Raw genomic sequence first — 22576 nt, forward strand, 5'->3', positions numbered from 1 at the left:
CCCGGACCCCCACCCTCCCTAAAAACTTTCATAAGGGGAAGTATTCCACTGGATTTTTTGTGAAGCCTGCCTTGCCCCTCTGACGGGAATCAGCCATTCTAAGAAGAGTTTCGACCGCAAGTCGGAAGGAGGAGAGCAATGTATTTCAAGCAGATACAGACTCCGGGTTTGGGCTGTTTTTCCTACGTTCTCGGCTGCCCCGCCGCCCATGTCTGCGTGGTGGTCGACCCCAAACGCGACATCGACTGCTACCTGGAAATCGCCCGCGACGAGGGCATGCGCATCATCGGCATCATCGAGACCCACCTGCACGCCGACCACATAAGCGGCGGCCAGGAACTGCGCGCCGCGACCGGGGCCGATATCCACATCCACCCCGATGCCGGCGTGGCCTATCCCCACAAGCCGCTTTCCGAAGGACAGGTGATCGAGGCCGGCGCGGCCCGCCTGGAAGTGCTCTACACCCCCGGCCACACCCCCAATTCCGTGTCCCTTCTGGTCAGCGATCTGATGCGCTCGCCCGAGCCGTGCATGCTTTTGACCGGCGACGTGCTGTTCGTCGGCGACATCGGCCGGCCGGACCTGCCGGGCGCGGCGATCCTCGATGCCCAGGTGCAAAATCTCTACGACAGTCTGTACAAAAAGCTGGCCAAGCTGCCGGCGGATCTGGAAATCTACCCCGCCCACGGTCAAGGATCGCTGTGCGGCCGGGGCATGAGCGCCAAGGGCGTATCCACGCTCGGCTACGAGCGCCGGGCCAACACCATGCTCGGCTACGCGGATTTCGCCAGCTTCAAGGCGGCCATCCTGTCCCACCTGCCGGCCCGGCCGAAAAGCTTCAGCCACATCATCGAGACCAACCGCAAGGGCGCGCCGCTTCGTGACGCCTGCCCCATGGAGCGGGAAATCACCCCGGACCGGTTCGAGGAACTCATGGCCACGCCGAAAACGGTGGTCATCGACTGCCGCGACACGGCCGCCTACGGCGGCGCGCACATCCCGGGCAGCCTCAACATCGGCTTCGACAAGCAGCTCGCCAACTGGGTGGGCATGTCCGTGGCCCCGGACGCCAGCATCCTCATCGTGGCGGCGGATAGGGAGCGGGCCTCGGCCGTGCGGCTGGAGCTCTTCCGCATCGGCTACGACGCCATCCTCGGGCACCTGGGCGGCGGCATGCCGGCCTGGACCCAGAGCGGCCGAGAAGTGGCGTCGCTTTCCCAGATGTCGGTGCGCGACCTGTCCAGGCAGCTTGAAGGGGACAATCCGCCGACGCTGCTCGACGTGCGCACCGACGCGGAATGGGAATCCGGCCACGTGGCCGCCGCCGCGCACCAGCCCTTTGCCGACATCCTGGAACGCGGGGTGGACCTATGCTTTTCCGGCCCGGTGGTCGTCATCTGCGGCTCGGGCTACCGTTCCAACATCATCGGCAGCGCCCTGGCCGCCAAGGGTTGCAGCGACGTGCGCTCGGTGGCCGGCGGCATGATCGCCTGGACCCGGGCCGGGCTGCCTGTGGTGACGGTGTAAGAAGAAAAGAAGAACTGGGGGAAACCTTTCTGGAGAAAGGTTTCCCCCAGGACCCCCTTTCCAAAGACTTTTCACGGAAAAACAAAGAGTTAAATACGATAACCAGGGGAGGCAGCGCTTCCCCTGGTCGCGAAGCGGCCTGTCTCTAGTACATGCCCATGCCCGGGCCCATCATGCCGCCGCCGTACATCCCGCCACCATACATGCCGCCGCCGTGCATGCCGCCGCCGTGCATGCCGCCCATGAACGGGAGATCCTCCTTGGCCAGCTGGCGCTGGAGGGCGACCTGCGCTTCGTAGAGCTTCGAGCGCAATTGACTGACTTCCCCGGTCAGTTCCTGCACCTTCTTGTCGTCGGCCTTGCCGCCGTAAATCAGCGCGTTCAATTCATATTGCTTGGCGACGAGCTGTTGGCGCAGGGCGCGCGTTTGGGAATAATACGCGCCGTAGATTTTTTGCGCCGCCGCCTGTTTCTCCGGCGTCAGGTTCTGATAGCCGTAGCCGGACATCATGCCCGGCCCCATCTGCGCACCGGCGCTGCCCCAGGAACCGAAAACGATGATCGCCGCCAGGGCGAAGGTCGTTGCCAACAGTTTCCGTAAAACCATAACGTCCTCCTTTGGGATGCCTGCATCCACAAGCAAAAAACATGTTCGGGACGAAACGCGTCCAGCCCCCGAAAGGCACACGCTACGGGCCGTCGAGCGCCCATCACGAAAATCCGGAAACACACGCCGTAAAACGGACCGGCATCATTTCCGTAACACCTCCCTGCCCTCTCGCCGAGGACTTTGCATCGCCAGCGCGTTGCCACTCCAGGCAACGAAGCGGCCAATGGAGATGGTTTACGGTAGCACGCCTTGAGGAATGCGCAACCGAAAATCGGGCGTTGCTCGGGAGCTCCAAACAAAAAAAGCCCCCGCCATGCGACGGGGGCTTGGACCTGACGGGGTAAAACCGCCTGTTATCCTTCCATTTGCTGGATGGCGTCGAGGCGCCAGTTGTCGCCGGGGACGCCGTCACGACGCACGAAATGCCAGATCTCGCGCACCTGCTCGGGCTGACCGGCCTTGGGGTCCTCGCGCATGAGGGTATCGAAGTAGGCCGAAGCGATGGTCGTTTCCCCCATCTGCCGCACTTCCAGCAGCTTGGCGTCCACGAGCAGCACGTCGGTCGGCTCGGGGTTCGGGTCCTCGGCCGCCTGGCGACGCACATCCTCCATGAAGGCCGGCGTGGCAAAGGTGGCGATGTCGTTGATATCCCGGGCGCTCCAGGCGCGTTGCAGCCGGCCGAAGAGCGTTTTCGCGCCGGAAAGGAAATCCTCGGCGTCAAAGCCCGGGGGCACGTTGGGCCCGGATGCGGCCTGTGAGCCGTCCTGGGCCTGAGGGCCGGACGACGCCGCGCCGAGATTGGCCCAGCCGCTGCCGGCCGCTTCGCGCATGGGGTCGGCCTCGTAGGTCCGCGCCATGGACGGCCCGGACTGGGCGGCCATCCTGCGACGGGCCAGGAACCGGAACAGCAAAAAGAGGCCGCCGCCTATGAGCAGCAGGTCGAGCAGCCCCGGACCGCCGTAACCGCCGGCATGGCCGCCGCCAAAAAGCATGGAGCCGAGCAGCCCGCCCACGAGCAGTCCGCCCAGCATGCCGCCCATACCCGGCCGGGAGAATCCGCCGCGGGGATTGGTCGCGGTCGCCGGATTGGGCCGGGACTGCTGCTGTTGGCTGCCGAAAAAGCCCGAAGGCGCGCCGGAATTATTCGGACGGGTGGTGGTAAACGATCCCCGGTTGCCGAAGGAACCGCCGCCGCCCAGCCGTTTGGCCGCGGCGAAATCCACCGATGCGAAGACAAAAAGAAGCACAGCCAGCAAGATGCCGGTTGTTCTGACCACGAGAAACCTCCTTGCTGCGTTGCGGACGCCTGTGGCGTCCGATGGCGCGTCCCGCCGCTTCCCGGTCGGGACGCGCCACCCTTTCATATCAGGCCGCAAGGGGAGGTCGTCAAGGGAAACCGGTCTACATGGAGCAGCGTTTCGGCGCGAAGGAAACGGCAAAGGCCGAGATGAACGGCTTGGCCACGAGACTCGCTCCGGCCCGGGGCAGGATGGCGAAGGGCTTGCCGATGCTGCCGTGGCGGGCGATGAGGTTTTGGGCGGTGAATTCCAGAACCAGCGGCGTGATTTCACGGTCGCCGTCGCCGCAAATGCTTTCGCGCACGGCCGGGGCCAGCTCGCGGGGCACCTCGCCCGGCAGCCGCGCCACGATCTGCGAACGCACGGTGGCCACGCGCGAGACCGCGCCCGACGGCTCGAAGGCCAGGGAGTTCTCGTCGCCGGAGATGCCTACCGCATCGGGATCGTAGGCCCAGATGACGCCGGCCGGGGTGGGGGTTTCCATGGGCCGCGCCGGCTCCACCGAGCGCAGGGTGCCGCCGGGGTGGAAGCTCAGCCCCAGGCGCACCGGCGCGTTGCCGACCGGCGTTTTCACCGTCACTTCCTCTCCGGGCCACAGGGTGAGGCTGCGCAGTGCCCCGTCCGGGGAAAAGGCCAGGGAAACGAACCGGGAGGCGATGCGGCCGATGGGGGTGTCCAGGCGCAGGGTCTCGGCCATGCCCGCCTCGTCGGCCTCGGTCCAGTAGCCGGAAAGCTTGCCGTTGAGCGGAAACACCCGGGCCACGGCGCCGTTTTCATGAAATGTGACCAGCTCCACCGGGAGCTCGCCCACCGGCGTGGCCACCACGGTGCGGGTTTCGAGCGGCAACGAGCGTACTTGGCCGTTGGGGAAAAAGGTCACCTGCGGCAACTGCATGCGCCGCGTGTCGTCGATGCTGTGTTGGGGCGTGAGCCGCCCGAGCGAGGTTTCCAGGGCCACGGGGCCATCCACATAGGCGGCGCGAAGGGAACCGTCCCGATAACGGTCCACCGGACCGTCCACGGGCAGGTTGCCATAGCGGGTTTCAAGCGTTTCCATTCCTTTTTCTAAGCAAGATTCATTCCAAACAATTATTGCAATATTTCAATATATTACATTCGCAGCGAGAAAAAAAACACCAAAATCCTACAAATCCGTCCCGGGAGACGACAAAATGGTCCCCCCCGGGCCAGCCGGCGCCCGTCATAGAGCCGTAACCCGCGCCCCCCATAGTGGCTGCGTTCCATCCGCAACACGCGCCGGCATTTGCCAGGACGCCACACCAGCGAGGCCGCCCTATGCTGACCTTCGCCCATTCCACCTATTTTCACGACCTGCTCGGCGGCTTTTCGGCCGGGGTGGTCATCGCCAACAGCAAGGGGCTGGTCTACGCCTCCAACCCGTCCGCCGCCGTGCTGCTCGGTGAGACGCCGCAGTCCCTGGCCGACCCGGCCAGGGCAAAATCCATCGTCGCCCGGTCGGACAACCCGCGCGGGCTGGCCCATTTCCTGGCCGCCCCCATCAAGCACGGCCGCAAGCCCGCGCCCATCACCTTCCCCTACCGCCACCCCGACGGCACGCTGCGCCATTTCCGCCTGTCGTGCTCGCTGCTTCTGGAAAACGAAAAGATCTTCGGCATCCTGTTCGAGATCGACGACATGACCGAGATCTTCGCGCTCCACGCCAGGGAACGCGACATGCTGCTCGGCATCCACGCCGTTCAGCAGGAGCGCATCGAAAGCCTCGGCCGCTTTTCCCTGGCCGTGGCCCATCAGATCAGAAATCCGCTCATGATCATCGGCGGTTTCGCCGGCCGGTTGCAAAGACGCCATCCCGAAGGCGATCCCGACGCCGAAGCGCTTGCCATGATCCTCGACGGAGCCAGGCGGCTCGAGTCCGTGGTACGGGCCGTGTCGTCCTATGCCAGACGCCGGTCGGCCGAGCCGGTCATGGCCGACCCGGCCGATCTGGCCACGCGGGCCATGGAAACGGCCCGGTCCAGGACGGGATGCAATGCGCCCTTCACCGTGGACGCGGCCGTGGGGCTGGCGCGCCTCGACGCCGAACTGACGGTGGAGACGCTGGCCGAGCTTTTGGCCAACGCCCTGGAAGCGGGAAACGCGGCCGGCGGCGACGCGACCGGCGTGATTGCGGTGCAGGTGCGCCGGGAAGGCCGGCAAAGGCTGGTGCTTGCCGTGGAGGACCGAGGCCCCGGGGTGGCCGAGGACATACGCCCCTTCATCTTCGATCCGTTTTTCACCACCAAGGCCGTGGGCGTCGGCATGGGGCTTTGCATCGCCAAGCGCAACGCCGAGGAACTCGGCGGCACGCTGACCTGTGCCAACCGCCCGGGCGGCGGCTGTCTGGCCGAGTTGACCCTGCCGGACGTCCCGGCCGATCCGGCCCGGACCTGAGGCCGCGTTCCCGAACGCCTCTGCGCTTTCAGGAACCAGCACCGTGGGCTTCGGCGGCCCGTTCTTCCCGAAAAGGACGCGGCGTCTTCCGTGCCCGACGTTTTTTTTCGGGCATTCCCAGCGGTCGCGGCCCGCCCGGAAAGACGCACTCCGGGCGTGGGGCACGGCCCGGGCCGCGTCCCGGCAAACGCCAGTCCTTCGAAGCGTGGCACGCGGCCGGCGCGCCGCGACGGGCGGACGGCCGGCGATCGTGCGATCAGCGACTATTCCTCGAGAAAGGCCGCCTCGCTTCCGGCCGGGACCATGTAGGGCCGGCCCATGTCCTCGAACATGGCCTTGCAGTGCACGCACAGGGTGGCGGTGGGCTGGGCGCGCAAGCGAGCCATGCCGATCTCCTCGCCGCACTCCTGGCAGATGCCGTATTCGCCGTCCTTGACCCGTTCCAGGGCTTCGTGGATCTCGTCGATGAGCTGGCGGTCGCGCTCGCGCATGATGATGGTCATGTGCCGGTCGGATTCGGCCGTGGCCCGGTCCGTGACATCGGCGAAGGCCGCCACTTCCTGCGACATGACGTCAAGGCAGTCGCGTGACTGGCCGATGAGGGTGTCGAGCATTTCGGTGAGCACCTGCTTGAAGCGATCCACGTCAAGATGTCCCATGGCATTTCTCCAGTGCGAGAAAGGTTGGCGGACGCCCGGGGTTTCCGGGGGCTCCCCCCGGGAACCGAGCGTTATCCGTTTGCCTGAAGGATTTGGAGCATGGGTGACGGCCGTGTGGAGAGTTGGTGACGGCAGCTTTGGCCGGAGGTTTCGGCCGGCCGGCAAATTATGCCTTGGGCTCTTACAAAATTCTTCAATCCATTCGAACAGGTTATCCCGTATTTTGAGGGCTGGCAGCCTTCTTGCTTTCTTCCAGGCACACGATTCCGTCCCCGCCGGACCGGGTCGAACTTGCCGCCTGGAGGCACAATATGGCCACCACATCCGTGAGCACAAGCGACGTCGTCAATTGGGCGTATCAATACAGCCTTGCCTGCGCCAAGCTCACCTCCGCCGAGAACGCGGCATCCTCGTCGTCCAATCGCCGGGCCGGCATCGCGACGGCCAAGGCCGATTTCAACAATACCATGATCAGCCTGCTGCCCACGGACGCCCAATCGAGCGTCCAGGTGCAATACATGCAGGCCTACACGAGCTATAATACGGCGATGGCCTCGACCACTTCGGAGGCCGGCAGACAAGCCGCGATGACCAGCCTGTACGATACCTTAAGCGGCATCACCCTGCCGACCGCCACGGTCAGCAACGCCATGATCGAAATTTCCAACGCCATGGCCAACATCGCGTCCATGGCCTCCAACGCCGGGACCGCCTGGCTCGCCGCCGTGGCCAGCGGAGCGAACATCTTAAACACCCAGGCCGCCAGCTACACCGAGTCCCTGAAAACCATGCTGTCAAACGCGGGCCTCGACACCTCGGGCATCACCAGCCCGACCATCTCCACCCAAGCGGCCTCGACCTTCGCCGCCGCCTCGGCCGCCGCCGCAACCGGCGGCACTTCGGGCGCCATCCTCAACGCCGCCCTGGTCGGCTATATTTTGGCCAACGATACTTCGTAAGAGGAAAGAGGAAGAGAGGAGAAGAGAATGCGAGAGGGGAAACCCTTTAAAAAGGGTTCTCCCCTCTCGCGCTCTCCCCTTCCTAAAGTTTTCAATAGACAGAGAGGTCACCGTTACACTCTAATTTTATTGAAAGTCTTTGGAAAGGGGGCACGGGGGGAGAACCTTTCTTCAGAAAGGTTTCCCCCTGGCTTCTTTCTCCGTCCCACGGCGGCGGGTCAGGACGAGGCCGCTTGCCGGGCAGGTCATGATGACCTCGAAGCGGTCGGCCACTTCCGGGGTGGCGGCGAGGGCGGCCGGCATGATGCCGTAGGCGGCCTTGGGCAGGTATTCCAGGCCCCGCACCGTATCCACGTAGGCCATGTGCAGGTGGCGCACGTAGTAGTCCACGGTGTGGATGGCCATGTGGGACACGGCGATGCCGATTTTCTCGCGGGTGAAATTGCGCGGATAGTTCTCGCGCGCAATGCGCCGCATGAAGGGCCGCGAGCAGGCGTCGTTGCGCCAGGTGAAAGTGGCGTCGAGGTTGGCGGCCCGGGCGAACTTGCCAAGCGTGGCCAGGCACAGCGTGGCCAGGACGCCCCCGCCGACAGTCCGCCACGCCCTGCCCGGCGGCAGGCAGCCGAGACCGCAGAGAATGGCCAGCACCAGCGCCGGCCAGTAAAAAAGCAACCCCCGCTCGATGAGGTACGGCGTGCCGAACAAGGCATGTTCCACGGTTACGCCCAGCCAGACGATGCCGCAAAAGGCCAGCAGCGTGAAAAAGGCCGCCGCCAGCGTCCGCCTGGGGCCGGCCCAGGCGCGTGAAGCCGTTGCCACCGCCGCGAGCCCCGCCAGGAGTCCCATCGCCGTCCAGGCCAGGAGCCGCGGCAGGACCGGGTCGATCCCGGTGCGGTACAGCGTGACCGCAAAAAAGCTGGCCAGACCGCCGCTGACGAAGCCGGCGGCGCTCCCCCACCAATATTCGTTGTTTTTCGCGGCAAGGCGCATGGCCGGGCCGTAGATCACGGCCAGACCGGCCAGCGTCGCCAGGACGGGCAGGCAGGCGGCGGCAAGTTCCCGGCCGCGCGGACGGAAGCCTTGCCGCAGCCGCCATAGAAACCGGACCGCGACCAGAGCCAGGGCCGTGAGGTAGGCGTAGAGAAAGGACAGGTTGGCCAGGGCGGCCAGGGCGAAAAAGCCCAGATGCCACGGCGGCCGGTCCGCGTCCCGGGCCGCCAGCAGGCGGGAAAGGCCCAGCATAGTCAGGCCCAGGCCCAGGGCGTAGCCCCGGCCGATGGAAAAAAAATCGAGCATATACGGATTGGCCGAAAGCAGCACCACCGCGGCCGGCAGGGCCCAGCCGGCGAAAAAACGGGCGCTTAGGCGGTAGGCCAGGCAAAGATAACAAATGCCTCCGGCCAGGGCCGGCAGCCGCACCGCCCAGTCATGGTCGCCGAAAACCGTCAGGCACAGGTTGATCAGCCAGGAATTGAGCAGATGGACGTTGAGCCCGGCGATAAAGGCCGGGGTGATGAAGGAAAAAAGCCCGGCATAGGGCAAAGGCTCGGCGGTCCAGGCCTCGTCGCAGGTCATGGACAGACCAAGCGCCCGCCAGACGACGTAGGCAACGAGCCCGGCGATCCAGACCTTGGCTGTCAAACGCGGCAGGCGGCCGGCGCTCATCGGGACGCCCCGGGGTTGGGTGCGGGCAGCAGTTGCAGCATGGTGAAAGTGACGGCAAGCCGCCTGGAATCGTCTTTGGCGAAATCGTCGCCGCCATGGTTCCAGGCCCGGTAGGCGAAGGTGATGCGGTTGTCCCCGGCCCGGGAGGTGAAATCCCGGCAGACGGGGTGGCCGGCGTCGTCGGGAAGGCCGTCTTTCCGGGCGTCGTAGGTGGCCGGATCGTGTCCGTTGACCGTCACCGTGACGACCTGCTCGCGCACCGGCGACGTAAAGGCGTAGCACAGGCGCAGGCGCATGGGCGCAAGGGTGTGAAAGCGCAGCCGCGTTTCCGGGCCGTAGCCCCACAGGATCCTTTCGCCGTGCGGCCCGGTTTCCAGGGCGGTCTGCGCGCCCTTGGAACGCGTGTCCAGGGGGAGGTAAAACGACGGCGGCACGGGCCCCAGCTCCCTGGCCAGCTCCCGCCAGGGCGCGGCCATGCGTTCGTTTACGATGAGAAACACCACGGCCGCGAGCGCCATGGCCCCGAAAAGGAGCCAACGCCCCGTCCGGGCCGTCCCTTGTCTGTCCCGGTGGCTCCCCATCATGCGCCCGGAGCTTCTTCCTCTTCGGGGCTGGCCCCAAGTTCGTCGGTAACCGCCTGCCGCTTGATGGCGATGACGGCGTCGAGGCGGCTCAACTTGTCGATGGTCCGGTACAGGTGGCTGGAATCGCGCACCTCGATCCGGAAAATGAGGTGGGTGGTGCCGTCCACATTGGAATGAATGGCCCCGGAGTCGATGTTGACGCCCTCCTCGGCCAGGAGCAGGGAAATCTTGCCGAGCACGCCCGTCTTGTTCTTGGCCAGGATGGAGAGCCCCGCATGGTAGGGCTGCTCCTTCTCGCCTTCCCAGTTCACCTGGATGAGACGCTCGGATTCGAGGTTGGGCACGTTGGGGCAGTCGTGGGTATGGACCACCACGCCCCGGCCCCGGGAAATGTAGCCCACGATGGCGTCGCCGGGGACGGGGTTGCAGCACTGGGCCAGACGCACGAGCACGTTGTCCACGCCCTGGATGCGCACGCCCTCGCCGGGTTTGCCCTTGCCGGTCCCGGCCACGCTCTCGGCCGGGGAAACGGCCGGGGCTTCGGCCCTGACGTGCGGCGCCTCGGCCTCCTCGCCCTCCTTCTTGGGTATAAGCCGGCCGATGATCTTTTTCGGGGTGAAGCGCGAATAGCCCACGGCCGAAAGCACGTCCTCGACCCCGGCAAGGGAGAGCTCCCGGGCCACGGCCAGCATGGAGCCGTCCTTGATGGCCTTTTGGATGTTGACCCCGTCCTTGCGGCCCTGCTTTTCCAGCATCTCGCGGCCAAGGGCAATGGAACGCACCCGCTCCTCGGTGCGGATGAAGTGCTTGATGCGGGTCCTGGCCTTGGCGGTCTTGACGAACTTGAGCCAGTCCCGGTTGGGATGGCGGTTTTTGTCGGTGATGATCTCGACCGTGTCGCCGTTTTTGAGCGGCGTCTCGAGGGTCACCAGCTTGCCGTTGACCTTGGCCCCGGCGCAGTGCTCGCCCACGGCCGTATGGATGAGAAAGGCCAGGTCGACGGCCGTGCCGCCCTCGGGCAGCTCCTTGACGTCGCCCTTGGGCGTGAAAACGTAGACCTCGTCCTGGAACAGGTCGAAGCGCAAGTTGGCCATGAACTCGCGCGAATCCTTGAGCTCCCGCTGCCAGTCCATGATCTGGCGCAGCCAGGCGAAGCGCTCCACGTCCTTCGGGTTGAACTTGCCCTTCTCGCGCTCCTTGTACTTCCAGTGGGCGGCCACGCCCTCCTCGGCCAGCCGGTTCATCTCCACCGTGCGGATCTGGATCTCGATGCGCTCGCCGTCAGGCCCCACCACCGTGGTGTGCAGACTCTGGTACATGTTGGCCTTGGGCATGGAGATGTAGTCCTTGAAACGCCCAGGCACGGGTTTCCAGATGGAGTGCACGAGGCCGAGCACGGCGTAGCACTCGCGGATGGTCTCGACGATGACGCGAAAGGCCACCAGGTCGTGGACCTGGTCGAGGGTGAGCCCCTGGACGCGCATCTTGTTGAACACGCTCCAGAGATGCTTGCGCCGGCCGAAGATGCGGGCCCGGATGCTGTTTGGCCGCAGCAGGTCCTTGATCTGGGAGATGACCCGCTCGATGTAGGACTCGTCGAGGGTGTGGTGGCGGTCGACCCCGGTCTTTATCTGGTTGTAGACGTCGGGCTTCAGGTACTTGAAGCTTATGTCCTCGAGCTCGGTCTTGATGCGGTGCAAGCCCAGCCGGTTGGCCAGCGGGGCGTAGATGTCCATGGTTTCCTGGGCGATGCGCGCCTGCTTATGAGGCTTCTGGAACTCCAGGGTGCGCATGTTGTGCATCCGGTCGGCCAGCTTGACCAGGATCACCCGGATATCGTTGGCCATGGCCAGGATCATCTTGCGGATGTTCTCGGCCTGGGCCTCTTCCTTGCTCTCGAAGGGGATGAGGCTGATCTTGGTCACGCCGTCGACGAGGTCTGCCACGTCGTCGCCGAAAAGCTCCTCGACCTCGTCCACCGTGGCCTTGGTGTCCTCCACGGTATCGTGCAAAAGCCCGGCCGCGATGCTGGCCGCGTCCAGGCGCATGTCGGCCAGGATCCCCGCCACTTCCAGGGGATGGGACAGATAGGGTTCGCCGGACAGGCGCACCTGACCGGCATGGGCCGCAGCGGAGAACACGTACGCTTTGGTTATAAGCGCCTGTTCCGCCTCGCTTAAATAGATGGCGGTCTTGTCCAGGATTTCGTTTATGCGGATCATGGCCGGCCCGGCCTCGTCATCCGGGCGTAAGGGGCGTTATTTTTCCAGGCGGAAGGTCTGCCTGTCCCGCGGCACCCACCACTTGGTGAAGTTGTAGCTGATGCCGGCCGGCGCCACGGCCACGTCCTGAAAACGCGAGGACAAAATCGGCAGGGAATAGGGCGCGTACAGGAAAAGGTAGGGTTGCTCGCGGTGGAGGATCTCCTGAAAGGCGTCGTAGATCTTCTTGCGTCTGGCCATATCCACGGTGTGCCGGCCCTCCTGCAGGAGCGCGTCGGCCTCGGCGTTTTTAAAACCCACGAAATTGAGCCCGCCGGGCACGGCGCGACTGCTGTGCCACACGTCGTACACGTCCGGGTCCTGGGTAATGGTCCAGCCGAGAATGAGGGCGTCGAAGTTGCCCTTGTCCACGAATTCCTTGATGAAGGACGCCCACTCCACGGTGCGGATGGAGACTTTGACGCCGATGGCCGCCAGTTGGCTCTGAATGATGGTGGCGGCCTTGATCCGCTGATCGTTGCCCTGGTTGGTGAGGATGGTGAAGCTAAACGGCCGGCCGGCGGCGTTTTCCAGCACGCCGTCGCCGTTCCTATCCTCCCAGCCGGCCTCGGCCAGCATCTTTTTGGCCAGCCCCGGGTCGTAGGCGTCGTCCTTGATGGCCGTGTCGTAGACCCAGGTGCCGGGCTTGTAGGGGCCGATGACGGGCACGCCAAGGCCCAGCACGGCGCCCTTGATGACATCGTCCTTGCTCACGGCATGGGCGATGGCCCGGCGGACCCGGACATCGGCAAAAAACGGGCTTTTGAGATTGTAGGCCAGATAGGTGTAGGCAAAGGCCAGGTACTTGAACTTGCGCCAATCCGCCTCCCAACGCGGCCCCTTGGTCTGGTAGAGGTACTGCTGGGGGGTGAGCCCCATCATGTCCACGCCCCCGGCCTTGAGCTCCAGGAACATGGTCGCGCTGTCCGGAATGATGCGGTAGACGACCTGGTCGATATGGGGCCGGCCCTCGAAATAGTCCGGGTTGGCGTCGAGCACCAGCCGCCGGCCGGGTTCCCAGGAAACCAGCCTGTACGGCCCCGCGCCCACGGGCTCCCGGGCGTACTTGGTGTGCATGAGGTCCTGGCCCTCAAGGATGTGCTTGGGCAGGATGGACCCGGCCCAGGTGACCAGGGAACGGGCGAAGGGCTCGGCATAGCGCACCTCGAAGGAATATTTGCCCGTGACCGTGAAGCTCGTAATCGCCTTGTAGTCCTCGGCATAGGCCGTGGGCGTTTTGGGGTCGATCATGAGCTTGTAGGTGAATTCCACGTCCGCGGCCGTGAGCTCCACCCCGTCGGTCCAGCGGATGCCGGGCTTCAGCCAGAATTTGAGGAGCTTGCCGTCGTCGTCCACTTCGTAGCGCTCTGCGGCGAAGCATTCGAGCTTGATATCCTTGTCGTAGCGCAGCGGCGAGACGTAGAGCAGGTCGGCCACCTCGTGGGAGGCGGAATCGGAGGCCAGGGGGGGGATGAGGTTGCTCGGTTCCCCGATGACGCCCATGACGATGCGACCGCCGTCGACCGGTTTCCCCGGGGAGACGGCCGGTCCGGGCGGAGTCGCCGCCGCCTTGGCCGGGGTCTTGCCGTCCTTTGGCTGGTCGGAGGGCCCCTGACAGCCGCAACAAAGCGCCATCACAAGGAGAAAACCCAAAAAAAAGGCGCGCGCCACCCGCATAGTTCTCCTTTTCGCTTGCATCATCCGCCAAAATCGACATATTGGAGCGGATGCGCAAGGCCTTGTGCTGTTATGCCATATACGGGGCCAGCTCAAAATAAAAGCCCTTTTTCCCGAACGGCTGCCGTGGCGGCAACTTATCGCCCAGGCAAGGGGTAGGCCCCGCAACAATTTCGTTCCCAAACGGTCTGGAATCTGTTATAGGGCGCGCCTTGTCCCGGGCCCGCCTGTTCCCGATCGCGTCTTTTCAAGGCCCCGCCCGACGGGACAAGCCATGCACCTTAAGGAGTCGTAGGCCCATGGCCCCTGGAACCGAAGAAACGAAAATCAAATCCCTGCTCTCGGAGTTCGTCCGGGAAACGATACCGGAATATATCCTGGACGGTTCCCACGCCATCGTGGCCGCGGACGGCATCCAGAAGCTTTCCATCAACAAGCACGACCACTACTGGGACGTGGAAGGACAGGTGCAGGGCGACGATTTCCAGGTATATGCCTCGGAAGTCTCGGTCAACCTCAAGGAAGGCACCATCAATTTCTTCTGCAACTGCCCGGATTCGTTCTCCGGCGTGTGCCGCCACGTCGGGGCCACGGCCCTGCAGTGCATCCGGACCCTGGACGCCGCCGAGGGAGGCGACGCCGAAAGCCCGGCCGTGGCGCGCAGCGAATGGCGACAGACCTTCCGCACCTATTTTTCCTCGGAACCCGAACCGGAACCCGGCCGCCACTATCTCATCTTCCGCTTCCACCCCGAGCCCGGCCGGCTCCAGGTGGCCTTTTTCCGGGCCCGGCAAAACAAGTCCGGCATCTCGCAAGTCCACTCCGAGATCACCCTGGAACAGATCATCAAGAACCCGGACTGGTCCGAGCTGTCGCCCAAACTGCCGGTGGTGGCCGAGATGCTCTACCACCACCTGGACTACGCCGGCCACCGGGTGGAGCTGCCGCCGGGACTTCTCGCCTGGTTTTTCTGGGCCATCGGCAAGGAATACTACCTCTACTGGCGTGACACCGAACAGCCCGTGCGCATCGAGTCCAAGACCATGCGCCTGCAGCTCGCCCCGAGGCTTGCCGACGACGGCCTGTCCTTCGACATCCTGCTCGGCAGCCCGTCCAAGGCCCCCTTCTCGATCCTCGGGCAGGAGGTCTATTTCTACGGCCAGATGCCCATCTGGGTCTGCTGGAAAAACGCGTTCTATCCGGTGCAGACGGGGCTGCCGCCCCAGCTCGTCTCGGACATGGTGCAGCAGCCGCCGTTTATTCCCACCTCCGACGTGTCGGAATTCCTGGACCGGGTCTGGACGCACCTGCCCATGACCGACCTCTACGGCCAGGAAGAGTTCCTGGTCAAAATGCAGCCGTTTTTCGTGCCGGCCACCTACGATCCCAAGATCTTCCTGGACGAGGAAGGCAGCCTGCTCACCTTGCAGGTCCAAAACATCTACCAGACCGAGCACGGCGAGATCACGGTGTCGGGCCCCAACCCCGACCTCATGACCGCCTCCTACCTCTACGAGAGCCGCTCCTACCTCATCGCCCGGGACTGCGATCACGAGCAGACGCTCATCAACATGCTGACGGACATGCGCTTCCAGGCCAGAAACAACGCCAACTGGTTCCTGGAGACCGAGGAGGCCATCGTCTTCCTCCTCGACGCCTATCCCAAGCTGGTGGAGAAGTACCGGGTCTACGGCGAGAAGAACCTGACCCGCTACAAGGTGCGCCTGTCCACCCCCGTCATCGTGGCCGAGGTGGAGTCCAAGGAAGACGAGAAGTGGTTCAACCTGGATTTGCAGGTGGCCTACGACGACCAGCGCGTGCCCATCGAGAAGATCTGGAAGGCCTGGACCCAGGGCAAGCGCTACGTGCAGTTAAAAGACGGCTCGTACACCAGCCTGCCCGAATCGTGGCTGGAAAAGCTGGCCCACAAGCTGCGGGCGCTCGGCTACGACACGGACAAGCCGCCCCAGACGACATTCAAGCAGTTCGAGGCTCCGGTCCTGGACAAGATCCTCGAGGACCTGCCCGAGGCCCGCACGGACTCGTTCTGGAACAACCTGCGCCAGAAAATCCACAGCTTCCGCGAGATCGTGCAGGTGCGCCCGCCCAAGGGCCTCACCGCCAGCCTGCGTCCCTATCAGGTCCAGGGCCTGTCCTACCTCAACTTTCTGCGGGAATACGGTTTCGGCGGCATCCTGGCCGACGAGATGGGGCTCGGCAAGACGATCCAGACGCTGTCGTTCATTCAGCACAACGTGGAGCGCGGGGACACGGGGGCCAACCTCATCGTGGTGCCGACCTCGGTCCTGCCCAACTGGGAGCGCGAGGCCGAGAAGTTCGTGCCGCAGCTGCGGCGGCTCATCATCTACGGCGCACGGCGCGAAAGCATGTTCAAGAAGATCGGCGATTCCGATCTGGTCATCACCACCTATGCCCTGCTGCGCCGGGACCTCGACGAGCTGCTCAAACACGAATTCGCCACCATCATCCTGGACGAGGCCCAGAACATCAAGAACCCCAACACGATCACGGCCCGTTCCGTGCGGCGCCTGTCCGGCAAGACGCGCCTTTGCCTGTCCGGCACGCCCATCGAGAACAACCTCTTCGAGTTGTGGTCGCTTTTTGAATTCCTCATGCCGGGTTTTCTCGGCGGCCAGAACGCCTTCCAGCGCGGCATCGTCAAGCCGATCAAGGACGGCGACGAGGAGACCCTCGATTACCTGCGCGGCCGGGTGCGGCCGTTCATCCTGCGGCGCACCAAATCCGAGGTGGCCAAGGACCTGCCGCCCAAGGTGGAAAACGTCTACTACTGCAACCTGCTCGACGAGCAGCTCGAGCTGTATGCCGCCCTGGCGAAAAAGCTCAAGGAGCAGGTGCTGGCCACGGTGGACGAAAAGGGCCTGGCCAAGTCGCAGATGTCCATTCTCGACGCCCTGCTCAAGCTGCGCCAGATCTGCTGCCACCCGAGGCTGTTGAAGCTCGACCTGCCCGGCGTGAACACCAACCTGCCCTCGGGCAAATTCGACGCCTTCAAGGACCTCATCACGGACTGCATCGAGGAAGGGCACAAGGTGCTCGTCTTCTCGCAGTTCGTGCAGATGCTGCACATCATCCGGTCGTGGGTGACCATCAGCCAGATTCCCTTTGCCTACCTCGACGGCTCGAGCAAGGACCGCTTCGATCAGGTCGACCGGTTCAACGATGACGAGAACATCAAGGTGTTCCTCATTTCGCTCAAGGCCGGCGGCACGGGGCTCAACCTCACCAGCGCCGACTACGTCATCCACTACGACCCCTGGTGGAACCCGGCCGTGGAAAACCAGGCCACGGACCGCACCCACCGCATCGGTCAGCGACGACAGGTTTTCTCCTACAAGATGATCTGCCAGAACACGGTGGAGGAAAAGATCTTAAAGCTCCAGGAGCAGAAAAAGGACGTGGCCGAGGCCATCATTCCCGGCCAGGACGCGTTCAAGTCCCTGACCAGGACCGATCTGGAGTCGCTGTTCGAAGTGTAGGCGGAAAACCGCCATCGCAGGGAAAAGGGGGCCGCCGGCCCGACCCAGGGTTGCCCGGTGCGCACGCCTCCTCTCGCAATACTCCCGCGTTAGCCCAGAAAAGGGGACCGGGGCAAGCCATAAGCGCGCTTCCCCGGCCCCTGCCAAACGCCCGCGCGCCCGGGGCAGAGAGCCGGCGGGCGCGCGGGAAGGGATGGCGGCGCGGCGATGCGGGATGCACATCGCCGCGCCAGGAAAGGCGGCACACGGCGCTAGGCCATGAGCGCCGTGCCGATCTGGTAGATGGCGACCGCCACCACGTAGGCGAAGCAAAGGCCGCCGACCACGGAGAAGGTCGCCCATTTCCAATTCGATTCCCTGGCGATGACCACCACCGTCACCATACAGGGAGTGTAGAGCAGCATGAAGGCGAAGACCGAGAGCACCGCCGGCAGGGTCCAGGCCGGATCGGCGGCCAGTTTCTCGCTGAGCGGCTGGGCCTCTTCCGGATCGACTTCGCCCATGGAATAGGCCGTGGCCATGGTGGAGACGAAGACCTCCTTGGCCGCGAAGGCCCCAATGAGCGCGATGTTGGCCTGCCAGGGGAACCCGGCCAGATTGGTCAGGGGCGTGAGGGTTTCGCTCACGCGGCCGGCCACGGAGTACTTGAGCGCGGCCTCGTTCTGATCATCCTCGACGCCTTTCTGGGCGTCCCCGGTCAGCTCGGCCAGTTCTTCCTCGTTCGCCTGGGGATGCTCGGCCTTGACCGTCTGGGCGATCTGCTCCTTCTGGGCGTCGTACTTGGCCACCGTATCCTCGGGCAGTTCCGGGAAGGTCATGACAGCCCACATGAGGATGGACACGGCCAAAATCACGGTGCCGGCCTTTTTCACGTACTGCCAGACGCGCTCCCAGGTATGGAGCACCACGCCCCTAAGCGTGGGCAGGCGGTAAGGCGGGATCTCCATGACGAAAGGCGTGCTCTCGCCCTTGATCAATGTCGAGCGCAACAGCCTGGAGACGAGCAGCACAAAGGCCCAGGCCGCAAGCACGACGAAGAACATGGCCCGGGTGGTGTTGCCCGGAAAAAAGGCGGCCACGAGCATGAGGTAGGCCGTGGTCTTGGCCCCGCAGACCATGAAAGGCGCGGTCAGGATGGTGGCCAGCCGCTCGCGCGGGCTGCGAAGGGTCCTCGCGCACATGACGCCGGGCACGGCGCAGCCGCCCGGAATGCCGCCGGACATGATAAGCGGCATGACCGACATGCCGTGCAGACCGAAGATGCGCAACACCCGGTCGAGCATGTAGGCCACGCGCGCCATGTAGCCGAGGTCCTCCAGGAAGACCAGCATGGCGAACATGATGCAGATAAGCGGGGTGAAGCCGATGACCGAGCCCACGCCGCCGATGATGCCGTTGACGATCATGGATTGGAGATAGCCTTCGGGCAGATAGGTCGTGGCCAGACCGCTTAAGGCGCCGAAACCGGCCTCGATCCAGCCCTGGGGATAGGCCCCGAGGGCGAACGTCACCTGGAACATCAGATACAGCACGGCCAGCATGATGAGCGGGCCGAGCATCTTGTGCGTGACGATGCGGTCGATGGCGTCGGAGTTGTTGCGCCGCAGTTCGTCGCCGCCGACCACGACCCCCTGCTTGATGATGCCGTTTATAAAGCCGTAGCGCCAGTCGGCGATGATGGCGTCCGGGGTGGTGGCGCTGTTTTTGCGGGTCGTCTCCTCGGCCTCGGCGCAAAGAGCCAAAAGCGCCTCGTGGGTCGGGCCGGCGGCCTTGCCCTCGGTCATGACCTGCTCGTCGCTTTCCAGGTACTTGACGGCCACCCAACGCGGATCATGGCGGGTGGTCAGAAATTTCGCGTCCGCAATGAGCGCGGCCATCCGGTCGAGGATGGGGTCGAGGTCCGGGCCATAGTTGAGGCGGATCGGGGTCCATTGGCCCTTGCTTTTGGCCGCGACCTCGGCCACGGCCCGCATGAGTTCCTTGCGGCCCTGCCCGACCCGGGCCACGCACGGCACCACCGGCACGCCGAGCAGTTTGGACAGCTTTTCGGTGTCGATGGTCACGCCGCTGCGCTTGACCTCGTCCATCATGTTGAGCCCGAGCACCAGCGGCGCGCCGATCTCCATGAGCTGCACGGCCAGATAGAGGCTGCGCTCCAGGGCCGTGGCGTCCATCATGTTGATGACCACGTCGGGATGCTCGTCCACGATGACGTTTCGGGCGACAAGCTCCTCCATGGAATAGGAGGTCAGGGAATAGGTGCCGGGCAGGTCCACCAGGTGGCTTATCTGGTCGTTTTCCCGGTAGATGCCTTCCAGGCGGTCCACCGTGATGCCGGGATAGTTGCCGACCCGGGCCTGGCCGCCGGTGATGGCGTTGAACATGGTGCTCTTGCCGCAGTTGGGCTGGCCGGAGACGGCGACACGAATGGGCTGCGCCATGCTAGAGCGCCTCCACGGAAATATAGTCGGCCTCGCTGTTGCGCAGCGACAGGGTGTACCCCTTCATACGCAGTTCGACCGGATCGGCCAGCGGCGCGCGGCCGATGACCATGACCCGGGTGCCGGGCACAAGGCCCATATCCCGAATGCGCCGTCCCAGTTCGCCGCCGGCGGTCACCGCGCGGATGCATCCTTTCTGATTGACGCCAAGCTTTCGCATCGAAACAGTCATTATTTCTCCCCTCCTTTCCATTGGCAGGCGCGACGGTGTCCGTCATGGCCCGTCGCGCCCGCGCCCAACCCGGCGACAACCGGGGGGCGCCTTGCGTGGTGCGAGGATGATGTAAATGATATTCAATATCATTGTCAACAAAGATCCCCGCCCACTTCGAAAAAAATGAATCCGCACAGCCCACCCCTGGATTTCCAGAGCCGACGTCGTCATCATACTGAATTTTTTACATATATTTCACAGGCCCGATCCCCCGGTGAGCCGTGAAATCCCCCGGCCCGGCGACAGGCGTCCGGCCCGTTGGGAAGACACAGTCAACCGGCGGCCACAGGACGGGAAACGGCCATGGGAAAAAAGCGGGCGAGGCCCGCCCTACGGACGGTGATACGCGCGCCGGTCCGCCTGTTCGCGCGGGCAGCGCTCGGAGCGATCACGAAAAAGGGGACTGGCGTCAGATGAGCGGACAGAAAGCGCCCGTGGCGACATGCTCGACCCAGGAGCACTCCCCGGCCGCCGCGGTAACGGGCTCTACCGGCGGCTCCCCGGCCTCCCGCCGCTGGCGCAGACGGTCGCGCAACAGCCCGGCGTGGGAACGGGCGATGCCCTGGGCCGTCATCATGTCCTTGAGACCGTGCCGCCTGGAAAAAGCCAGACGCACATTGTCGCCGCCGTCGAGGTACACGCGGCAGCACAGGCACTCAACCAGATAACGAAGCGGATCCTGGAATGTTTCGGCCATGCCCGGCGCCATCCCTGGTTTCATTGGTTGTGCGACATGACGACGCATCCTGAAGAAGTGTCACGGACCTTATGCCAACCGTAACAGCGTTGGCAAATGAAAATTTGGTCAGCCGCCAATCCGTGAAGAGCGCGTCCCAAGCCCGCGCCCCAGGGCGTCAGGCCTCCGTTTTGACGGCAAGGGCGGCCATGGCGTCCACAAGGGATGCTTCGTCCCGGAATATCCGGGCACAGGCGCATTCGATCATGCAGTTGACCAGGGAATGGACCGTATCCCCGGCCACGCGGAAATCCGTGCGCAGGCCCCAGACCGGAAGGCCCCGGGCATGGGCGTAACCCGCCTCGAAGGCGGTGCCGTCATCGACCTGGGCCCCGTCGAGCACGGCCACGACCAGATCGCAACCGTCGACGCCGGCCAGGCAGCCCCGGAAAATATGCTCCTTGGCCGTCGCGCCCATGGCGGGCAAGTCGTCGCCCTCAAAAAAATCCCCGGGCCACAGGGCGACAACACCCGGCAACGCACCGACCTGGTCGCGCAGCCGGGCCATGAACCGACGTTCGGCCAGGCTGAAAAGGGGCCCGGCCAGATAAACGCGCATAGACTCGCTCCCTTGCGGCCCACCCGAGCCGCCGGGGCAACATAGTCCGGGAAGACCTATCGGGCAACCGCTTGCGCATCTGCCTCCTTGACCGCCGTCGCAGGATCGTCTAACCAGAAAGCCGTCCGTGGACATGTATGTGTTCCCCCACGACTTTTTTTCACGGCCACGTCCGTCCGGATGGGGCCGTTGTCGTTGGTTTTTTTCCCCGACAATCCAACCGATCCAAGGTATGAAATGGACAGCATTCCTATTACCGTCCAAGGCTTCAAGCGACTCGAACGCGAACTGGAGCGTCTCAAGAAGGAACGCCCGGAAGTGATCCTGGCCATCAAAGAAGCGCGCGAAGAAGGCGACCTGCGCGAAAACGCCGGTTACGACGCCGCCCGCGAACGCCAGGGGATGCTCGAAGCCCGCATCAACTTCATCGAATCGCGCATGCCGCGCTTCAACGTCATCGACCTGGACACCCTGGACGGCGAGCAGGCCATCTTTGGCGCCACGGTGGAGATCGAGGATGCGGACACCGGCGACGTCAAAAAATACACGCTGCTCGGCCCGGACGAAGCCCAACCGAGCAAGGGCTCCATCTCCATCCTGTCGCCGGTCGGCCAGGCGCTGCTCGGCAAATACGAGGGTGATGAGATCGTGGTGGACGCGCCCCGGGGCAAGATCAACTACGAGATCGTCTCCATCGTCTTCAACGGTTCCATCGAAAAAGACTAGCCGGGGCAAGCGCCAACGACGAAAGGCCCCGCCGCTTACGCGACGGGGCCTTTTCACGCTGTGTCCCGTCCGCTTACGCCGCGCCTTGGGCGGCGTCCAGGGCGGTCTGAAGCTTCGTCTCGTCCCCGTGGGAAAGCGAGGTCTGGAGCAGCTTGCCGCCCGTTCCCTTGAGCTCGTCGAGCACCTTGTCCGCCGTCATCTTGCGGAGGAGCACGAACAGCACCGAGGTGCCGGGCTGGAGCGTATTGGCCAGCTTTTTCATAAAGTCGTCGTCGATGCCGACATCGGACAGCGCCCCGGCAGCCGCGCCCGAAGCCGCGCCGACCACCGCGCCAAGCACCGGCATCATGAAGATGAGCCCGATCAACGCGCCCCAGAAGCCGCCGCCGATGGCTCCGGAAGCGGCCAGGTGGTACATCTGGCTGAGCTTGATCTTGCCTTCCTGATTTTTCACGGCCACAACCGCGTCTTCCAGATCGACCAGATATTCCTTCTGCATCTTCAACAATTTGAGGCGCACCGTTTCGGCTTCGAACATGTCGTCATAGCCCACGACAATCAAATCACTCATATCGGCTCCTTGTTGGCTGTTTGGCGTTGCCCGATCCAGGACACGGAAGACTCCATTATGGAATGCCGGATTTCCGGCCGGTTGGCAACACATGGCAGG

General features: G+C 64.2%; 18 protein-coding genes. 5 read left to right on the plus strand and 13 right to left on the minus strand.

All coding sequences use genetic code 11. From position 1 onward, the window contains the following. Positions 1-138 precede the first annotated feature (138 nt). Positions 139-1527 (plus strand): MBL fold metallo-hydrolase, encoded by a 1389-nt coding sequence (locus tag ACMZ6R_RS09955; protein WP_416110917.1) that lies wholly within the window; start codon positions 139-141, stop codon positions 1525-1527. Between the two features lie 145 nt (positions 1528-1672). Here ACMZ6R_RS09955 and ACMZ6R_RS09960 read toward each other — a convergent pair whose 3' ends face one another. The 3 genes from ACMZ6R_RS09960 to ACMZ6R_RS09970 all read right to left on the minus strand — a co-directional run bounded on the left by ACMZ6R_RS09960 (position 1673) and on the right by ACMZ6R_RS09970 (position 4492). Next, the gene (locus ACMZ6R_RS09960; protein ID WP_416110919.1) at positions 1673-2134 is read right to left on the minus strand and encodes a periplasmic heavy metal sensor; all 462 of its coding nucleotides are present in this window, start codon (positions 2132-2134) and stop codon (positions 1673-1675) included. Between the two features lie 356 nt (positions 2135-2490). Next, positions 2491-3414, minus strand: coding sequence for a Tim44 domain-containing protein (locus tag ACMZ6R_RS09965; protein WP_416110921.1), 924 nt, complete (start codon positions 3412-3414; stop codon positions 2491-2493). A gap of 124 nt (positions 3415-3538) precedes the next feature. Beyond that, positions 3539-4492: a hypothetical protein gene (locus ACMZ6R_RS09970; RefSeq protein ID WP_416110923.1), complete on the minus strand. Its 954-nt coding sequence runs from the start codon at positions 4490-4492 to the stop codon at positions 3539-3541. Positions 4493-4731: 239 nt separating this feature from the next. On the opposite strand from ACMZ6R_RS09970, the gene ACMZ6R_RS09975 reads away from it, so the two are divergent. After that, a complete protein-coding gene (locus tag ACMZ6R_RS09975; protein WP_416110925.1) occupies positions 4732-5847 on the plus strand; it encodes a two-component system sensor histidine kinase NtrB in 1116 nt (371 codons plus the stop codon). Between the two features lie 263 nt (positions 5848-6110). On the opposite strand, the gene ACMZ6R_RS09980 is transcribed toward ACMZ6R_RS09975, so the two are convergent. Further along, positions 6111-6506, minus strand: a complete 396-nt coding sequence (locus ACMZ6R_RS09980; RefSeq protein ID WP_416110927.1) for a TraR/DksA C4-type zinc finger protein — start codon at positions 6504-6506, stop codon at positions 6111-6113. 311 nt (positions 6507-6817) lie between these two features. Here ACMZ6R_RS09980 and ACMZ6R_RS09985 point away from each other — a divergent pair, with 311 nt between their 5' ends. Beyond that, entirely contained in the window at positions 6818-7465 is a 648-nt protein-coding gene (locus ACMZ6R_RS09985; RefSeq protein ID WP_416110929.1) for a hypothetical protein, read from the plus strand. Positions 7466-7636: 171 nt separating this feature from the next. On the opposite strand, the gene ACMZ6R_RS09990 is transcribed toward ACMZ6R_RS09985, so the two are convergent. From ACMZ6R_RS09990 to ACMZ6R_RS10005, 4 genes are read right to left on the minus strand one after another with little or no spacing between them, the layout of a single operon-like run. Beyond that, complete coding sequence (locus tag ACMZ6R_RS09990; RefSeq protein ID WP_416110931.1) at positions 7637-9130, minus strand: glycosyltransferase family 39 protein; 1494 nt, start codon at positions 9128-9130, stop codon at positions 7637-7639. Continuing rightward, complete coding sequence (locus tag ACMZ6R_RS09995) at positions 9127-9714, minus strand: hypothetical protein (RefSeq protein WP_416110933.1); 588 nt, start codon at positions 9712-9714, stop codon at positions 9127-9129. The genes ACMZ6R_RS09990 and ACMZ6R_RS09995 overlap by 4 nt, the downstream gene beginning before the upstream one ends. Continuing rightward, positions 9711-11936: a RelA/SpoT family protein gene (locus tag ACMZ6R_RS10000; RefSeq protein ID WP_416110935.1), complete on the minus strand. Its 2226-nt coding sequence runs from the start codon at positions 11934-11936 to the stop codon at positions 9711-9713. Before ACMZ6R_RS10000 ends, ACMZ6R_RS09995 begins: the two co-directional genes overlap by 4 nt. 36 nt (positions 11937-11972) lie before the next feature. Next, positions 11973-13652 carry a peptide-binding protein gene (locus ACMZ6R_RS10005; protein WP_416110937.1) on the minus strand — a complete coding sequence of 560 codons (1680 nt, stop codon included), beginning with the start codon at positions 13650-13652 and terminating at the stop codon, positions 11973-11975. 299 nt (positions 13653-13951) lie between these two features. On the opposite strand from ACMZ6R_RS10005, the gene ACMZ6R_RS10010 reads away from it, so the two are divergent. Next, positions 13952-17170 (plus strand): SNF2-related protein, encoded by a 3219-nt coding sequence (locus ACMZ6R_RS10010; RefSeq protein WP_416110939.1) that lies wholly within the window; start codon positions 13952-13954, stop codon positions 17168-17170. Between the two features lie 251 nt (positions 17171-17421). Here the strand turns inward: ACMZ6R_RS10010 and feoB are convergent, their stop codons facing one another. From feoB to ACMZ6R_RS10030, 4 genes are all read right to left on the minus strand, one after another. Next, entirely contained in the window at positions 17422-19611 is a 2190-nt protein-coding gene (feoB, locus tag ACMZ6R_RS10015) for a ferrous iron transport protein B (protein ID WP_416110941.1), read from the minus strand. A gap of 1 nt (position 19612) precedes the next feature. Next, positions 19613-19843, minus strand: a complete 231-nt coding sequence (locus tag ACMZ6R_RS10020) for a FeoA family protein (protein WP_416110943.1) — start codon at positions 19841-19843, stop codon at positions 19613-19615. Positions 19844-20294: 451 nt separating this feature from the next. Then, a complete protein-coding gene (locus ACMZ6R_RS10025) occupies positions 20295-20582 on the minus strand; it encodes a hypothetical protein (protein WP_416110945.1) in 288 nt (95 codons plus the stop codon). Positions 20583-20739: 157 nt separating this feature from the next. After that, positions 20740-21180, minus strand: a complete 441-nt coding sequence (locus ACMZ6R_RS10030) for a nucleoside 2-deoxyribosyltransferase (protein WP_416110947.1) — start codon at positions 21178-21180, stop codon at positions 20740-20742. Positions 21181-21417: 237 nt separating this feature from the next. Between ACMZ6R_RS10030 and greA the strand changes: the two genes are divergently transcribed. Then, on the plus strand, positions 21418-21906 hold the full coding sequence (greA, locus tag ACMZ6R_RS10035) for a transcription elongation factor GreA (protein ID WP_416110949.1): 489 nt from the start codon (positions 21418-21420) through the stop codon (positions 21904-21906). 73 nt (positions 21907-21979) lie between these two features. Here greA and ACMZ6R_RS10040 read toward each other — a convergent pair whose 3' ends face one another. Then, on the minus strand, positions 21980-22477 hold the full coding sequence (locus ACMZ6R_RS10040) for a DUF1269 domain-containing protein (protein ID WP_416110951.1): 498 nt from the start codon (positions 22475-22477) through the stop codon (positions 21980-21982). Between the last annotated feature and the right edge of the window lie 99 nt (positions 22478-22576).

Source organism: Solidesulfovibrio sp. C21, from assembly GCF_047785625.1.
Taxonomy (GTDB): domain Bacteria; phylum Desulfobacterota; class Desulfovibrionia; order Desulfovibrionales; family Desulfovibrionaceae; genus Solidesulfovibrio.

Excerpts from the sequence above, each read along its gene's own strand:
- ACMZ6R_RS09955 (WP_416110917.1), top strand. The coding sequence starts at position 139 with ATGTATTTCAAGCAGATACAGACTCCGGGTTTGGGCTGTTTTTCCTAC.
- ACMZ6R_RS09960 (WP_416110919.1), bottom strand. The coding sequence starts at position 2,134 with ATGGTTTTACGGAAACTGTTGGCAACGACCTTCGCCCTGGCGGCGATC.
- ACMZ6R_RS09970 (WP_416110923.1), bottom strand. The coding sequence starts at position 4,492 with ATGGAAACGCTTGAAACCCGCTATGGCAACCTGCCCGTGGACGGTCCG.
- ACMZ6R_RS09975 (WP_416110925.1), top strand. The coding sequence starts at position 4,732 with ATGCTGACCTTCGCCCATTCCACCTATTTTCACGACCTGCTCGGCGGC.
- ACMZ6R_RS09980 (WP_416110927.1), bottom strand. The coding sequence starts at position 6,506 with ATGGGACATCTTGACGTGGATCGCTTCAAGCAGGTGCTCACCGAAATG.
- ACMZ6R_RS09985 (WP_416110929.1), top strand. The coding sequence starts at position 6,818 with ATGGCCACCACATCCGTGAGCACAAGCGACGTCGTCAATTGGGCGTAT.
- ACMZ6R_RS09990 (WP_416110931.1), bottom strand. The coding sequence starts at position 9,130 with ATGAGCGCCGGCCGCCTGCCGCGTTTGACAGCCAAGGTCTGGATCGCC.
- ACMZ6R_RS09995 (WP_416110933.1), bottom strand. The coding sequence starts at position 9,714 with ATGATGGGGAGCCACCGGGACAGACAAGGGACGGCCCGGACGGGGCGT.
- ACMZ6R_RS10000 (WP_416110935.1), bottom strand. The coding sequence starts at position 11,936 with ATGATCCGCATAAACGAAATCCTGGACAAGACCGCCATCTATTTAAGC.
- ACMZ6R_RS10005 (WP_416110937.1), bottom strand. The coding sequence starts at position 13,652 with ATGCGGGTGGCGCGCGCCTTTTTTTTGGGTTTTCTCCTTGTGATGGCG.
- ACMZ6R_RS10010 (WP_416110939.1), top strand. The coding sequence starts at position 13,952 with ATGGCCCCTGGAACCGAAGAAACGAAAATCAAATCCCTGCTCTCGGAG.
- feoB (WP_416110941.1), bottom strand. The coding sequence starts at position 19,611 with ATGGCGCAGCCCATTCGTGTCGCCGTCTCCGGCCAGCCCAACTGCGGC.
- ACMZ6R_RS10020 (WP_416110943.1), bottom strand. The coding sequence starts at position 19,843 with ATGACTGTTTCGATGCGAAAGCTTGGCGTCAATCAGAAAGGATGCATC.
- ACMZ6R_RS10025 (WP_416110945.1), bottom strand. The coding sequence starts at position 20,582 with ATGGCCGAAACATTCCAGGATCCGCTTCGTTATCTGGTTGAGTGCCTG.
- ACMZ6R_RS10030 (WP_416110947.1), bottom strand. The coding sequence starts at position 21,180 with ATGCGCGTTTATCTGGCCGGGCCCCTTTTCAGCCTGGCCGAACGTCGG.
- greA (WP_416110949.1), top strand. The coding sequence starts at position 21,418 with ATGGACAGCATTCCTATTACCGTCCAAGGCTTCAAGCGACTCGAACGC.
- ACMZ6R_RS10040 (WP_416110951.1), bottom strand. The coding sequence starts at position 22,477 with ATGAGTGATTTGATTGTCGTGGGCTATGACGACATGTTCGAAGCCGAA.